The 15346-nt window shown below is 60.9% G+C and carries 14 protein-coding genes; 4 read left to right on the top strand and 10 right to left on the bottom strand.

Annotation, left to right across the window (positions count from 1 at the left end):
* Positions 1-92 precede the first annotated feature (92 nt).
* The gene (locus tag PMI35_RS06665; RefSeq protein ID WP_008063936.1) at positions 93-1166 is read right to left on the bottom strand and encodes a BMP family ABC transporter substrate-binding protein; all 1074 of its coding nucleotides are present in this window, start codon (positions 1164-1166) and stop codon (positions 93-95) included.
* Positions 1167-1466: 300 nt separating this feature from the next.
* On the opposite strand from PMI35_RS06665, the gene PMI35_RS06670 reads away from it, so the two are divergent.
* Positions 1467-2558: a calcium:proton antiporter gene (locus PMI35_RS06670; protein ID WP_008063935.1), complete on the top strand. Its 1092-nt coding sequence runs from the start codon at positions 1467-1469 to the stop codon at positions 2556-2558.
* Between the two features lie 77 nt (positions 2559-2635).
* Here the strand turns inward: PMI35_RS06670 and PMI35_RS06675 are convergent, their stop codons facing one another.
* The 3 genes from PMI35_RS06675 to PMI35_RS06685 all read right to left on the bottom strand — a co-directional run bounded on the left by PMI35_RS06675 (position 2636) and on the right by PMI35_RS06685 (position 5202).
* Entirely contained in the window at positions 2636-3994 is a 1359-nt protein-coding gene (locus tag PMI35_RS06675; RefSeq protein ID WP_008063934.1) for an 8-oxoguanine deaminase, read from the bottom strand.
* A gap of 149 nt (positions 3995-4143) precedes the next feature.
* Positions 4144-4827 carry an SDR family oxidoreductase gene (locus PMI35_RS06680; RefSeq protein ID WP_008063933.1) on the bottom strand — a complete coding sequence of 228 codons (684 nt, stop codon included), beginning with the start codon at positions 4825-4827 and terminating at the stop codon, positions 4144-4146.
* 18 nt (positions 4828-4845) lie between these two features.
* Positions 4846-5202 (bottom strand): MerR family transcriptional regulator, encoded by a 357-nt coding sequence (locus PMI35_RS06685; protein ID WP_032831955.1) that lies wholly within the window; start codon positions 5200-5202, stop codon positions 4846-4848.
* A gap of 84 nt (positions 5203-5286) precedes the next feature.
* Between PMI35_RS06685 and PMI35_RS06690 the strand changes: the two genes are divergently transcribed.
* Positions 5287-5721: a hypothetical protein gene (locus PMI35_RS06690; RefSeq protein WP_008063931.1), complete on the top strand. Its 435-nt coding sequence runs from the start codon at positions 5287-5289 to the stop codon at positions 5719-5721.
* Between the two features lie 72 nt (positions 5722-5793).
* On the opposite strand, the gene PMI35_RS06695 is transcribed toward PMI35_RS06690, so the two are convergent.
* The 6 genes from PMI35_RS06695 to PMI35_RS06720 form a co-directional block, all read right to left on the bottom strand.
* Positions 5794-6720, bottom strand: a complete 927-nt coding sequence (locus tag PMI35_RS06695) for an ABC transporter permease (RefSeq protein WP_008063930.1) — start codon at positions 6718-6720, stop codon at positions 5794-5796.
* Positions 6720-7829: an ABC transporter permease gene (locus tag PMI35_RS06700; RefSeq protein WP_008063929.1), complete on the bottom strand. Its 1110-nt coding sequence runs from the start codon at positions 7827-7829 to the stop codon at positions 6720-6722. The genes PMI35_RS06695 and PMI35_RS06700 overlap by 1 nt, the downstream gene beginning before the upstream one ends.
* A gap of 11 nt (positions 7830-7840) precedes the next feature.
* Positions 7841-9394 (bottom strand): ABC transporter ATP-binding protein, encoded by a 1554-nt coding sequence (locus tag PMI35_RS06705; protein WP_008063928.1) that lies wholly within the window; start codon positions 9392-9394, stop codon positions 7841-7843.
* 536 nt (positions 9395-9930) lie between these two features.
* Positions 9931-10512 carry an IMPACT family protein gene (locus tag PMI35_RS06710; protein WP_008063927.1) on the bottom strand — a complete coding sequence of 194 codons (582 nt, stop codon included), beginning with the start codon at positions 10510-10512 and terminating at the stop codon, positions 9931-9933.
* A gap of 7 nt (positions 10513-10519) precedes the next feature.
* Complete coding sequence (locus tag PMI35_RS06715) at positions 10520-11170, bottom strand: TetR/AcrR family transcriptional regulator (protein ID WP_008063926.1); 651 nt, start codon at positions 11168-11170, stop codon at positions 10520-10522.
* Between the two features lie 89 nt (positions 11171-11259).
* Complete coding sequence (locus tag PMI35_RS06720; protein ID WP_008063924.1) at positions 11260-12180, bottom strand: LysR family transcriptional regulator; 921 nt, start codon at positions 12178-12180, stop codon at positions 11260-11262.
* Between the two features lie 139 nt (positions 12181-12319).
* Between PMI35_RS06720 and PMI35_RS06725 the strand changes: the two genes are divergently transcribed.
* Both PMI35_RS06725 and PMI35_RS06730 read left to right on the top strand, forming a co-directional pair.
* Positions 12320-13669: an aspartate aminotransferase family protein gene (locus PMI35_RS06725; RefSeq protein ID WP_008063922.1), complete on the top strand. Its 1350-nt coding sequence runs from the start codon at positions 12320-12322 to the stop codon at positions 13667-13669.
* A 75-nt stretch (positions 13670-13744) separates the two neighbouring features.
* Positions 13745-15238, top strand: coding sequence for a CoA-acylating methylmalonate-semialdehyde dehydrogenase (locus PMI35_RS06730; protein WP_008063919.1), 1494 nt, complete (start codon positions 13745-13747; stop codon positions 15236-15238).
* Positions 15239-15346 lie beyond the last annotated feature (108 nt).

Below are 15346 nucleotides of genomic sequence, written 5' to 3'. Positions count from 1 at the left end.
TAGGACCTGCCGCAGGCTGCGATCTTTTGATTTTGCATCAGATCAAGATCAAAAGATCGCAGCCTGCGGCAGCTCCTACAGGGGGCGGTGTATTACTTCGGCATGTCAGCCTTCATGCCTTCCACGTAATAATTCATCGATGCCAGTTCCGTATTCGTCGCGCTCACCCCCGCGGGTATTTTTTCGGCCCCGGCCTGGTCCTTGATCGGCCCGGTAAACGGCTGCAGCGCGCCGCTCTTGATGTCGGCGATGATCTGCTCGGCTTCGGTTTTCACCGCCGTCGGCACCAGGTCGCTGATCGGCAGTTCAACGGTGCCTTCCTTCAGGCCACCCCAGTAATCCTGGGTTTTCCAGCTGTGGTCGATCACGCTTTGGGTCGCTTGCAGGTAATGCGGCGCCCAGTCGTTGACGATGGAGGTCAGCACCGCCTTGGGGCCGAAGTGCGCCATGTCTGAAGCGTAGCCCACGGCATACACGCCGCGCCGCTCAGCGGCCTGGATCGGCGCCGGGCTGTCGGTGTGCTGGAACACCACGTCCACGCCCTGGTCGATCAGCGCGTTGGCGGCATCGGCTTCCTTGCCCGGATCGAACCAGGAGTTGACCCACACCACTTTGATTTCGGTGCCCGGGTTGTACTTGTTCAGGGCCAGTTGAATGGCGTTGATGTCGCGGATCACTTCCGGGATCGGGAATGAGGCGACGTATCCGATTTTTTTGCTCTTGGTCATCTTCGCCGCGAGGAAACCGCCGACGTAGCGACCTTCGTAAGTGCGCGCCAGGTAGGTGCCCAGGTTCTTGTCCTGCTTGTAGCCGGTGGCGTGTTCGAACGTCACATCGGGAAACTGTTTGGCGACCTTGAGTGTCGGGTTCATGTAGCCGAACGAGGTCGTGAAGATCAGGTCGTACTTGTCCTTGGCCATGTTGCGGATCACTCGCTCGGCGTCGGCGCCTTCGGCAACGTTTTCCACATAGTTGGTGGTGATCCGGTCGCCAAGCTGTTGCGCCAGTGCCTTGCGTCCCTGTTCATGCTGATACGTCCAGCCGTGGTCGCCGATCGGGCCAATGTAGACGAAGCCTACTTTCAGTGGGTCAGCGGCAGAGGCGCTCAGGCTGATCCCGAGACCGATGGCGGCGCACAGCAGTTTGTGCAGTGGACGTATTTGCATGAATTCGAACTCCCTTTTGTTGTGGTTGGCAGGGGCAATGCAAATTGCTGACCAACAGGACAACAAACATTCTGAAACCGCGTAACGGCCATCGCGGGCAAGCCCGCTCCCACAGGATCAACGCGCCCCCTGTGGGAGCGGCGGTGCGACGATTCGACTTGCCCGCGATGAGGCCCTGAGGCCGATAAAAGTGCATGGGCTTGCGCGGCTGCCACCCACTGGTGCGCTAAGGTGAAACGAAACGTTAGCGCCGCGCCGCAGTCAGTCGCTTATCCGCTCATCAACGGTAAAAGGCCCGACATGCTCTTCGTCCTCAAGCAAGAAACCTTTCTGCTGCTGGCCTTGATCGCCGCCCTCGTCGCGTTCCCACTGGAACACTGGTTGCTGCACAGCGGCCAGGCAGTCGCGCTGACTGGCGGCCTGGTGTTGATCGCATTCATCGTCGCCGCCTCCATGCGTGTCGCCCATCAGGCCGAACTGCTCGCGGAAAAGGTCGGCGACCCCTACGGCACGATGATCCTGACTTTGGCCGCCGTGCTGGTGGAAGTGGTGATCCTGGCGATCATGATGAGCAACGAAGCGTCGGCCACGCTGGTGCGCGACACGATTTACTCAGCCGTCATGCTCGACATCAACGGCATCCTCGGCCTGGCGGCGTTGATGGGCGGGCTCAAGCACGGCGAACAGTCCTACAACGATGATTCGGCGCGCAGCTACAGCGTGATGATCCTGACCGCCATGGGCGTATCGATGGTGGTACCGGAGTTCATTCCCGAAGGCGACTGGAAGCTCTATTCTGCGTTCACCATTGGCGCGATGGTGGTGCTTTACGCCTTGTTCCTGCGGATGCAGGTCGGGCCGCACAGTTACTTTTTCAGCTACAGCTATCCGGAAAAACGCCGCAAGAAGGAACCGCTGGAGCAGGAGCCGGCACCCATCAGCCTGACGTTGTCGATCGGCATCCTGGTGTTCGGTGTGGTGGTGATCGGCACCTTGGCCGAAGTGATGTCCAAGACCCTCGACCTGGGGCTGGAAGGGACGGGCGCTCCGCCGGTGGTCACGGCGATTCTGGTGGCGGCCGTCTCGGCCGCACCGGAGATTCTGACGGCATTGCGCGCGGCTCTGGCCAACCGCATGCAGTCGGTGGTCAACATCGCGTTGGGAGCGTCACTGTCGACGGTGATCCTGACGGTGCCGGTGATGGAGGCCATGGCGCTCTACACCGGGCAGCCGTTCCAGATGGCGATGACCCCGGTGCAAACCGTGATGATCTTCATCACCCTGATCGTCAGTGCGATCAACCTCAACGATGGCGAAACCAACGCCATCGAAGGGATGACTCACTTTGTGTTGTTTGCGACGTTCATCATGTTGTCGCTGCTTGGCCTTTAAAAGCATCGCGGGCAAGCCCGCTCCCACAGGGTTAGCGCTGAACCTGTGGGAGCGGGCTTGCCCGCGAAGGCGTCCGATCAGACGCCCGCGATCAGCTGCCGGGCCGCCTGGCTGTGATCGGCAATCAACCCCTTCAGATCCAGCCCCTCGACCTGCCCGTCGATCACTCGCCACTTGCCGCCGACCATCACCCGGTCCGCGCGGTCTGCGCCGCACAACAGCAGCGCCGATACCGGATCGTGGCTGCCGGAGAAACGCAGCTCGTCGAGTTTGAACAGCGCCAGGTCAGCCTGCTTGCCCACCGCGATTTCACCGATGTCGCTGCGTCCGAGCAAACTGGCCGAGCCTTTGGTCGCCCAACCCAGCACGCGCTCTGGAGTGATTTTCTCGGCACCGTAGCGCAGACGCTGAATGTACAACGCCTGGCGAGTTTCGAGCATCATGTTCGACGCATCGTTGGAGGCAGAGCCGTCCACGCCAAGACCAAGCAACGCGCCGGCATCGGTCAGCTCGATGGTCGGGCAGATACCGGAAGCCAGGCGCATGTTCGAGCTCGGGCAATGGCAAATGCCGGTGCCGGCGGCGCCGAGGCGGGCGATTTCGTCCGGGTTGAAGTGAATGCCGTGTGCCAGCCAGGTGCGCGGGCCGAGCCAGCCGACGCTGTCCAGATAATCGACGGTGCGCAGGCCAAAGCGCTGCAGGCAGAAATCTTCTTCGTCGAGGGTTTCGGCCAGGTGCGTGTGCAGGCGCACGTCGAGTTTGTTCGCCAGTTCGGCGCTGGCGGACATGATTTGCGGGGTGACGGAGAAAGGTGAGCAAGGCGCCAGGGCGATCTGGATTTGCGCGCCTTCGCCACGTTCGTGGTACTCGGCGATCAAGCGCTGGCTGTCGGCCAGGATCACTTCACCTTCCTGTACGGTTTGCTGCGGCGGCAGGCCACCGTCCTTTTCACCCAGGCTCATGGAGCCGCGCGTCAGCATGGCGCGCATGCCCAGTTCGCGGACGCTCTCGACCTGTACGTCGATCGCATTTTCCAGGCCTTCGGGGAACAGGTAGTGGTGGTCGGCGGCCGTGGTGCAACCGGACAACAGCAGTTCGGCCAGCGCGACTTTGGTGGCCAAGGCGAGTTTTTCCGGGGTCAGGCGTGCCCAGACCGGGTACAGGGTTTTCAGCCACGGAAACAACGGCTGGTTGACCACTGGTGCCCAGGCGCGGGTCAGGGTTTGATAGAAGTGGTGATGGGTGTTGATCAGCCCCGGCAGGATCACGTGCTCGCGGGCGTCAAACACTTCATTGCAAGGCGCGCAGGGCTGTTGGCCGAGGCCAAGCACTTCGACGATCACACCGTCTTGCAGCACCAGGCCGCCACGGGCATCGAGATCGTTGGCCGTGAAAATGGCGAGGGGATTTTTTAACCAGGTACGGGTCGCAGGCATGTTGGCCGGCTCCTCTGAAAGTTGGGTTCAGGGTTGCCAGCTCAGTGTTGCCCTGTCTGCTGATCCAGGGTCGCCGGGGAGGCGAGGTGCGAAGTGTCGATCAAAAGGGCTTCGCGGGCAAGCCTTCCCCGACAAAGGTGTGGGTGGTGTTACCAGGGAATGGTTTCACCCCTGTAGTTGATGAAGTGATGCCCGCCTTTGCCGGCATACGCATTCACCTGGTCAACCAGCCCGCGGGTGCTGGTGTCTACATCGATGTCAGCGCCTTCACCGCCCATGTCGGTTTTCACCCATCCCGGATGCAGCGACAGCACGGTGAGGCGGGTTTCGCCCAACTGGGTGACGAAGCTGTTGGTCATGGAATTGAGTGCAGCCTTGCTGGCCTTGTACAGCGCCAGTTCCGGCGCGTCAGGCATGGTCACGCTGCCCAATACCGAACTCATGAAGGCCAGCACGCCGCCGTCCGGGCGGATTTGCCCGACGAAGCGTTGCGCCAGGTTGATCGGCGCTACGGCGTTGGTGAAGAACAGTTGCCCGACCTCGGCCAGGGTTGCGCCACCGTCTGGCGTCTGCACCTCAGGACCTTTTACCCCGGCGTTGACGAACAGCAGGTCAAACACTTCACCCTTGAGTTGCTGACTGAGCATGATCACTGCTTGCTGATCGTCCATGTCGAGTTTCTCGATCCGCACCTGGCCCAGCGCTTTCAGCGCCTCGGCGTTTTGCGGATTGCGCACGGTGGCGGTGACTTGCCAGCCGTCGGCGAGCAGGGTTTTCACCAGGCCGAGGCCAAGGCCGCGGGAGGCACCGATGATCAGTGCGTTTCTGGACATGTGTGGCTTCCTTGAAGTTCAGAGACGTGGATTCAATGGACAAGCTTGTCCAAGCCGTTGTTGCAACTCATCGCGCAATGCGCCCAGTTCGGCCATGCGCGCTTCGATCAGTTTGAGCTTGTCTTGCAGCAATCGTGTGACGGCACTGTCCGGATCGGGCGACTGCCAGATGGCCCCGACACTGTGACCGATCTCACCGAGGGTAAAGCCCAGCCGTTGAGCGGTCTTGATGTACTGCACCAGTTGCACCATGTCGGCCGGATAGTCGCGATAACCATTGGCGCTGCGTTGTGCGGCGATCAATCCGCGCTGCTCATAGAATCGCAGCGTGTCGCGGCTGACGGCGCTGGCCTGGGCTAATTCACCGATGCGCATCATCACATCTCATCGAGGGCTTGACCCTGGAGCATACTCCAGGCTTTAGCCTGGTTGCTCCCGGAAATTGATGGAGCAATGTCGATGTGGACTTCAACACAGTATCGCCGCCTGGTTCGCGGCAGTGCCTGGTACGACCTGATTGTGACGGCCGCGTTTGTCACACCCTGGAGTTTTGCCGCGTTGCACGGGGTTTTGACGGGGGTGAGCCAGGCGTTGAGTTTGCCCGGTGAGTTGCCACCGTTCGAACCGGTGCACATGTTGATGGCGAATCTGCTGGGGTCGATTGTCTGCGTCTGGTCGGTGCTGCGGATTCGTGATCCGCAGCCGGTTTATGGGCGGTATGACGCCGTGGCCAGGTTTCTGTTTTCGGCTTGGCAGCTGTATGCCCTGGCCCATGGTGCAAGTTCATTGCTGGTGATTTTTCTGTTCTTTGAGTTGGCGTGGGGCATTGCTCAAGTGTTGCCTGTGCGGGCCCCTTCGCGGGCAAGCCCGCTCCCACAGGGTTCTGCTGTGTGACATCAATTGTTGCCACGCCAGCGATCCCTGTGGGAGCGGGCTTGCCCGCGAAGAGGCCCGTCCATTCAACGCTTAGTGCCCAGCCTGCCAAGGCTGCCCCAAGGAAACCGGCGCATACAATCGCGTGCGCACCTTGTCCCGGGACAGCAGCACCAGCACCACGATGGTCGCCACATATGGCAGCATCGCCAGCAAACTCGATGGAATCGCCAGCCCCAGCCCCTGCGCCACCAGGTGCAGGATGCTGGCGAGTCCGAACAGGTAAGCCCCCAACAGCAAGCGCCATACCCGCCAACTGGCGAACACCACCAGTGCCAGGGCAATCCAGCCGCGGCCGGCGCTCATGTTTTCCGCCCACATCGGTGTGTAGGCCAGCGACAGGTACGCACCGGCCAGCCCGGCCATCGCGCCGCCAAACAACACCGCCAAGGCCCGCACGGCCAACACCGGCAAGCCCATGGCACTGGCGGCATCCGGGTTTTCGCCGACCGCCTGGATGATCAGCCCGACACGGGTTTTCAGGGTCACCCAGGCCACCAGCGCAAACAGTGCGAATGACAGGTACACCAGCAGATCCTGGGCGAACAGCATACGTCCAATCAGCGGTATCTCGCTCAGGTAAGGCAGCGCCACCGGTTCGAAGCCCGCCAACGGTTTGCCGACCCATGCCGCGCCGACAAAGGTCGACAGTCCCACGCCGAAAATCGTCAGGGCCAGCCCGGTGGCCACCTGGTTGGCGTTGAACACCAGCGCCACCAGGGCAAACAGCGATGACAACAGCATTCCGGCGAGCATCGCCAGCAACACGCCAAGCCACAGGTTGCCGGTGCTGAACGCGATGATGAAACCCATCACCGCGCCAAACAGCATCATGCCTTCCTGTCCCAGGTTGAGTACGCCGCTTTTCTCGCAGACCAGTTCGCCCAGCGCCACCAGCAGCAGCGGCGTACCGCAGCGAACCATGGCGTAGAAAATGTTGCTCAGCAGATCGATATCCATCACAGCGCACCTACTTGTTGTACGGTGGTAGCGGGTGCGCGGCGTGCCCAGCGCAGGTTCAGGCGGGGTCGGTAGAGAATCAGCACATCACAGGCCAGCAGGAAAAACAGCATCATCCCCTGAAACAATTGGCTGATCGCTTGCGGCAGGTTCAAGCTCATCTGCGCGCTCTCGCCACCGATGTACAGCAGCGCCATCAACAAGCTGGAAAACACAATGCCGATGGGGTTTAACCGCCCGAGAAACGCCACGGTGATCGCCGCATAGCCGTAGCCCGGCGACACTTGCGGCACCAACTGGCCGATCGGCCCGGTCACCTCACACGCACCCGCCAGGCCCGCCAGGCTTCCGCTGATCAACAGCGCCAGCCAGACCAGGCGCTTTTCGCGAAAACCGACGAAGCCGGCCGCGCGCTTGTCCAGCCCCAGCACCTTGATCTGGAACCCGACGAAGCTTTTGTGCAACAGCACCCACACCGCCACCAGGGCGAGCAGGGCGAAATACACGCCGGTGTGAACCCGGCCGTCCTCCATCAGCAGCGGCAAGCGGCTGGCGTCGCCGAACATCGCCGACTGCGGAAAATTGAACCCCTCCGGATCTTTCAACGGGCCGTGAACGCAAAACAGCAGCAGGTTCAGGGCGATGTAGTTGAGCATGATGCTGGTAAGGATTTCATTGGCGTTGAAGCGCGTGCGCAACCACGCCGTCAGCCCCGCCCACGCGGCGCCGGCCAGGGTCCCGGCAAGCAGGATCAGGACCAGTGCCCAGCGGCTTTGCATCTCGATGAAGTTCACCGCCAACGCGCTGCCAGCCAAGGCGCCGAGCAGCAGTTGGCCTTCGGCGCCGATGTTCCAGATCCGCGCCTGGTAGGCAACGGCCAGGCCCAACGCACAGAGCAGGATTGGCAGTGCTTTGACCAGCCACTCGGAGAGGCCATACAGGTCGCTGATCGGCGCGATCAACAGCGTATGCAAAGTTAGCAACGGATCGTGACCCAGTGCGATAAACAACAATGAGCCACAGCCCAGGGTCAGGACTGCCGCCAACAACGGCGAGCACCACAGCATCAGGCTCGATTGCTGGCCGCGGGGTTCAAGGGAAAGCAGCATGTGAGACTCCGTTAACGTGTTGCGCAGGCAGGCAATTGAGGGGCATCGAACTGGCCGGCCATCCAGCCACCGACATCGGTCAGGCGGGTGTCGACGGTAGCCTTGAGCGGCGATAACCGGCCGCTGCACAAAGCACCGAGGCGGTCGCTGATCTGGAACAGTTCGTCGAGGTCTTCGGAAATCACCAGGATTGCCGCGCCGGCATCGCGCAGGGCAATCAGCGCTCGGTGGATGGTTGCGGCTGCGCCGACATCCACGCCCCAGGTCGGGTGCGCGGCCACCAGCAATTTCGGTTGTTGAAGAATTTCCCTGCCCAGGATGAATTTCTGCAAGTTGCCCCCGGACAGACTGCGGGCCGGTGCCAGGGTGCCGGAAGCCTTGACCCCGAAGCGGTCAATGATCGCTTGCGCCAGCGCCTGGACCTTGCCGCGCTGGATCAGCCCCTTGCTCACCAGCCCTTGCTGGAAGGCGCTGAGCAGGGCGTTGTCGGCCAGGCTCAAATCCGGCACGGCGCCATGCCCCAGTCGTTCGGCCGGGACGAAGGCCAGTCCGCGTTGGCGACGGGCGTCGGCACGTAGATGCGCGACCGGTTCGCCGCCGAAACTGATGGTCGCGGCCTCGTTGCGGCCCAGCCGTTCTTCGCCGCTGATCAATGCCAGCAGCTCATCCTGACCATTGCCGGCGACACCGGCGATGCCGACTATTTCACCGCTGCACACGGCCAGGTCGATGGCCTTGAGCGAGCAACCGAACGGGTCCGGGTTGTGCCAGGACAAACCTTGTATGTTCAAGAAAACAGCGGTGCCCACCACCTTTGGGTAATCGGCGATCAACTCCGCCGCTTCGCCAACCATCAGGTGCGCCAGTTGCCGATCCGAGTAGTCGGCCGGCACGCAATGCCCGGCCACTCGCCCGTCACGCAACACGGTCGCGCTGTGGCACAACGCACGCACTTCGGCGAGTTTGTGGCTGATGAACAAAATGCTGCAGCCCTCGGCGGCCAGTCGACGCAGGGTCACGAACAAGTCTTCGGCTTCTTGGGGGGTCAACACCGAGGTCGGTTCGTCGAGAATCAGCAGGCGGATGTCCTGCATCAGGCAGCGGATGATTTCCACCCGTTGCCGTTCGCCGATGGACAGGCTGTGGACCAGTCGCTGCGGCTCCAGCGCCATGCCGTAACGTTGCGACACTTCACTTATCTTGCGTTCAAGCTGATTGGGCGAGCCTGCCGCCGGCCCCATGGCCAGTGCGATGTTCTGCGCCACACTCAGGGTTTCGAACAGCGAGAAATGCTGGAACACCATGCCGATCCCCAAGTCGCGGGCCTGGGCCGGGTTGCGCAGGTTCACGGGCTGTCCATGCCAGAACATCTCGCCAGCGTCGGCATGCACGACGCCGTAGATGATTTTCATCAAGGTACTTTTGCCCGCACCGTTTTCGCCGAGCAACGCGTGGATCTCACCAGGCGCGATAGTCAGGTCGATGGCATCGTTGGCCAGGCAGCCGGGGTAGCGTTTACTGATGTTGCTCAGTTGCAAACGGGGCGTTGGATCGGCAGTGGGCATGACAGGCTCGATTCGATTGAATGGATGCCTGTGGATAAAGCAATTTTCTGGCCATCAGGTCAGGAAATCTTCCTGGCGCCCGTATGTCAGGGCGTTGAGTTAGCTGTCGAACTGGAGGTCATCGCGAGCCAGGCACCACATAAGTGCAACGCCGTTGATCTGCTCTTGTTTCGCGCGCGGGGTTTTTGATCAAAAAATGAGCACTCGAGCGCAAGCCATGCCCGATATGCAGCCGCGCCAGCCATGAACGGGTTATCCACAGATTGCTCCACAGTATTTGTGCGCAAGCCCAAGGGACGGGCATAAGCGTGAGGCGGCTTTCTTCTAAAAGTGCTAAACCAACCTAACTGATTGTTTTTATTTGGATTTAGCAGTTTTATAGGTGAAATGGACGAAAAATGAACAAAGCCCGCAAAGCCGCATGACAGAAGGGTTACAGCGGTATGTGCTCAGGTTATCCACAGCCGGGTGCACAGCAGATGTGGGCAACTATGGAATATGGGGAAAAGTGCAGCGCCCCAAAAGATCGCAGCCTTTCAGCGCTCCAACACAATCCGCCCGCGACTCAAATCAGCCAGTTGAGATTGCAACGTCTGGATCTGCCCGGCGCCCACCGCCAGTTGCAGTTCAACGCCATTGGCCGTGAAATCCTCCTGCACCACCAGTCCACCGAGTTCCGCAACCCGCAGCTTGACCAACGCCAGCTCACCGAACGCACAAGCGCATCGCACCGGCACCCGACTGATCAACTCAACCTTGGGTGCCGCTTGCAGGCATTTGTTGGCGCCGCCGCCATAGGCTCGGGCCAGTCCACCGGTGCCCAGTTGAATGCCGCCATACCAGCGAATCACCAGTACGACGACTTGATCGCAATCCTGTGCTTCGATGGCCGCCAAAATCGGCCGGCCAGCTGTGCCGCCGGGCTCACCGTCGTCGGTGCTGCGGTATTGATCACCGAGCTTCCATGCCCAGCAATTGTGCGTGGCATTCGGATCGCTGTGTTGGGCGATGAAGGCCTGGGCTTCGGCGGGGCTGGCGATTGGCGCGGCGAAGGTGATGAAGCGGCTTTTGCGAATCTCTTCGCGGTATTCGCAAAAGTCGCTGAGGGTAAAAGGCATAGTGATCTTAGAGGGAAGGTGTCAGGCCGCAGCCTTTGAGAATGATACGGATCAGGTTATTGCCGGCGTCTTCCATGTCCTGCTTGGTCAGCTTGCTGCGTCCGCTGACCCGGCAGATCTGGGTGGCGAAGTCGGCATAATGCTGGGTGCTGCCCCACAACAGGAAAATCAGGTGCACCGGGTCGACCGGGTCCATTTTGCCAGCGTCAATCCATGCCTGGAATACCGCGGCACGGCCCTGGAACCAGGCGCGATAGTCCTGGTTGAAATATTCGGTCAGGCATTCGCCGCCACTGATGACCTCCATGGCGAAGATTCGAGAGGCTTGCGGCTGGCGCCGGGAAAACTCCATCTTGGCGCGGATGTAGCGGGTCAGGGCTTCGGCCGGGTCGTCCTGGGCGGTCAGGGTATTGAAGGTGCTGTCCCACAACTCGATGATGTTGCTCAGCACCGCCACATACAAACCGAGTTTGTTGGTGAAGTAATAATGCAGGTTCGCTTTGGGCAAGCCGGCATTCAGGGCAATGGTGTTCATGCTGGTGCCCTTGAACCCGTGACGGGCGAACTCGTCCTCGGCGGCCTTGATGATGGTCTCTTCGTTTTTCTGACGAATACGGCTGGCGGGTTTGCCGCTGTGAGCTGGGACTTCAAAGGTCATGGGCACTTCCGATCAAGTGGGGTTGCGGGCCATGACGTTGATAGCGCACCCACAGGTTCCAGACAAGTCCCGGTACGATAAAACCCCTGTCAGCGCGTCGCGGCCAGGCTTTCCAGGAAGCTTTCCAGCACCAGGTGCGGACGACGTCCCTTGCGGGTCACCGAGGCCAGGCTCAAGTCATAAAACCGCGTCTTGGGTTTCAGCGCGCGTAGGCGACCCTGCTGCACCCAGAGGCTCGCGTAATGGTCTGGCAGGTAGCCGATGTAGCGCCCGGTCAGGATCAGGAACGCCATGCCTTCGCGGTCCGACGCGCTGGCGGTGCAGTTGAGTGCCTGGTAATGCGCCTGGATATCCGCGGGCAAACGAAAGGTCGGGGCGATGGCGTCCTGGCTATTCAGGCGCCCGTCGTCCAGTTGCTTGTCGTCGACATAAAACAAAGGGTGACCAACCGCGCAATACAGCAATGAGCGTTCGCTGTAGAGCGGCTGATATTCCAGCCCCGACAACGCGCTGGCCTGGGGCACCACGCCGACATGCAGGCGCCCGTCGAGTACGCCTTGTTCGACTTCATTGGGCGCGATCATGCGGATCTGGATCTGCACGTCCGGGCCGCGTTCCTTCAATTGCGCCAAGGCGTGGGTGATGCGCATGTGCGGCAGGGTGACCAGGTTGTCGGTCAGGCCGATGGTCAACTCACCGCGCAGGTGCTGGTGCAGGCCGTTGACCTCGGTGCGGAAACTTTCCAGCGCACTTAATAGCTGCAGCGCCGATTGATAAACCTCGCGACCTTCTTCGGTCAGGGAAAACCCGGCGCGACCGCGTTGGCACAAACGCAAACCCAGGCGCTGTTCCAGGTCGCTCATCTGCTGGCTGATCGCCGAGCGACCGATGCCAAGCACGCTTTCAGCCGCGGAGAAGCCGCCGCATTCAACCACGCTGCGAAAGATCCGCAGCAGGCGGATATCGAAGTCGCTGACTTGCGCCAGTGGATCGGGGCGGCGGCTGCTCATGCTCTTACTCGATAGTTTAGTGGGGGGCTGACTGAAGGTTACAAAAGTTGGATTTCACCGACTTTATCCCCGTGGCAACTTAGCTGCAACTACGGTTTTTTAACCCCTACGCCGTTTATTGCCTTGCGAGGTTTCGCCCATGAACTTGCCCGAGAACGCTCCGACATCCCTGGCCAGCCAGCTCAAGCTCGACGCTCACTGGATGCCGTACACCGCCAACCGTAACTTCCAGCGCGATCCGCGCTTGATCGTTGGCGCAGAAGGCAGCTGGCTGATCGACGACAAGGGCCGCAAAGTCTATGACTCGCTGTCCGGGCTGTGGACCTGCGGTGCGGGCCATACTCGCAAGGAAATCCAGGAAGCGGTCGCCAAGCAACTCGGCACTCTCGATTACTCGCCAGGATTCCAATACGGCCATCCGCTGTCCTTCCAGCTGGCGGAAAAGATCACCGACCTGACGCCGGGCAACCTTAATCACGTGTTCTTCACCGACTCGGGTTCCGAGTGCGCCGACACGGCGGTGAAGATGGTTCGTGCTTACTGGCGCCTCAAAGGCCAGTCGACCAAGACCAAGATGATCGGCCGTGCCCGTGGCTACCACGGTGTGAACATCGCCGGCACCAGCCTCGGCGGCGTGAACGGCAACCGCAAACTGTTCGGCCAGGCGATGATGGACGTCGACCACCTGCCGCACACTTTGCTGGCAAGCAACGCTTACTCCCGTGGCATGCCGGAGCAGGGCGGTATCGCCCTGGCTGACGAACTGCTCAAGCTGATCGAACTGCACGATGCGTCGAACATCGCGGCAGTATTCGTCGAGCCATTGGCCGGTTCCGCTGGCGTGCTGGTTCCGCCACAGGGTTACCTCAAGCGTCTGCGTGAAATCTGTGACCAGCACAACATCCTGCTGGTGTTCGACGAAGTGATCACCGGTTTCGGCCGTACCGGCACCATGTTCGGCGCCACCACCTTCGGCGTGACCCCGGACTTGATGTGCATCGCCAAGCAAGTCACCAACGGTGCGATCCCGATGGGTGCGGTGATTGCCAGCTCCGAGATCTACCAGACCTTCATGAATCAGCCGACGCCTGAATACGCGGTGGAATTCCCCCACGGCTACACCTATTCCGCACACCCGGTGGCGTGCGCCGCGGGCCTGGCAGCACTCGACCTGCTGCAAAAGGAAAACCTGGTACAGAGCGTCGCCGAAGTCGCACCGCATTTCGAAAATGCGCTGCATGGCCTCAAGGGCACCAAGAACATCATCGACATCCGTAACTATGGCCTGGCGGGTGCGATCCAGATCGCGCCACGTGACGGCGACGCCATCGTGCGCCCGTTCGAAGCGGGCATGGCCTTGTGGAAAGCCGGTTTCTACGTGCGTTTCGGCGGCGACACCCTGCAGTTCGGCCCAACGTTCAACAGCAAGCCGCAGGACCTGGATCGTCTGTTCGATGCTGTCGGTGAAGTGCTGGGCAAGATCGACTGATTTCTTCTTCTATAGACCTACAAACAACGGGCGCGCCGATTCGGCGCGCCTGTGGACAACTTTTCAGGAGCTTCCATGAGCGTTATTCCGCATTTGATCAATGGCGAACTGGTGACCGAGAACGGTCGCGCGGTTGATGTGTTCAACCCGTCCACCGGCCAGGCGATCCACAAGTTGCCGCTGGCGACCCGCGAAACCATCCAGAGCGCCATTGATGCCGGCAAAGCTGCATTCCCTGCCTGGCGCAACACGCCGCCGGCCAAGCGCGCCCAGGTCATGTTCCGTTTCAAGCAACTGCTGGAGCAGAACGAAGCGCGTATCGCTCAGCTGATCAGCGAAGAGCACGGCAAGACGCTGGAAGACGCAGCGGGTGAGCTCAAGCGCGGTATCGAGAACGTCGAGTTCGCTTGCGCGGCGCCGGAAATCCTCAAGGGCGAATACAGCCGCAACGTTGGCCCGAACATCGATGCATGGTCGGACTTCCAGCCGTTGGGCGTGGTGGCTGGTATCACTCCATTCAACTTCCCGGCCATGGTGCCGCTGTGGATGTACCCCCTGGCGATCGTTTGCGGCAACTGCTTCATCCTCAAGCCGTCCGAGCGTGACCCTAGCTCGACGCTGCTGATCGCCCAGTTGCTGCTGGAAGCTGGTCTGCCTAAAGGCGTGCTGAGCGTGGTGCACGGCGACAAGACTGCGGTGGACGCATTGATCGAGGCGCCGGAAGTCAAAGCGCTGAGTTTCGTGGGTTCGACGCCGATTGCCGAATACATCTATAGCGAAGGCACCAAGCGCGGCAAACGCGTGCAGGCTCTGGGCGGGGCGAAGAACCACGCCGTGCTGATGCCGGACGCGGACCTGGACAACGCCGTCAGCGCACTGATGGGCGCGGCCTACGGCTCGTGCGGCGAGCGTTGCATGGCGATCTCGGTAGCCGTGTGCGTCGGTGACCAGGTGGCGGATGCACTGGTGGCCAAGCTGGTACCACAGATCCAGGCGCTGAAAATCGGTGCCGGTACTTCCTGCGGTCTGGACATGGGCCCACTGGTGACTGGCCAGGCACGGGACAAAGTCAGCGGTTATGTCGAAGACGGCGTAGCCGCCGGCGCGACACTGGTGGTCGATGGCCGTGGCCTGACAGTTGCTGGTCACGAGGAAGGCTTCTTCCTGGGTGGCTGCCTGTTCGATAACGTCACGCCAGAAATGCGCATCTATAAGGAAGAAATCTTCGGGCCAGTGCTGTGCGTCGTCCGGGTCAACAGCCTGGAAGAAGCGATGCAACTGATCAACGATCACGAGTATGGCAACGGCACCTGCATCTTCACCCGTGACGGGGAAGCGGCTCGCTTGTTCTGCGACGAGATCGAAGTCGGCATGGTCGGCGTCAACGTACCGCTGCCGGTGCCGGTGGCTTACCACAGCTTTGGTGGCTGGAAGCGTTCGCTGTTCGGCGACCTGCATGCCTACGGCCCGGATGGCGTGCGCTTCTACACCCGCCGCAAGGCCATCACCCAGCGCTGGCCGCAGCGTGCGAGCCATGAAGCTTCGCAGTTCGCTTTCCCTAGCTTGTAAGTAGAAGGGTAAAGAAGGCCGACCCATGGGGTCGGCCTTTTGTTTTTGGGGCTTTTTTAGCTATATGACAGTTTTATGAAAATAGCGGTTGACGGCAGATTCTGGAGG

The sequence above is a fragment of the Pseudomonas sp. GM78 genome (assembly GCF_000282475.1).
Lineage (GTDB): Bacteria > Pseudomonadota > Gammaproteobacteria > Pseudomonadales > Pseudomonadaceae > Aquipseudomonas.
Note: the sequence above shows the minus strand (reverse complement) of the source record. Positions and strands in the feature narration are given on the sequence as shown.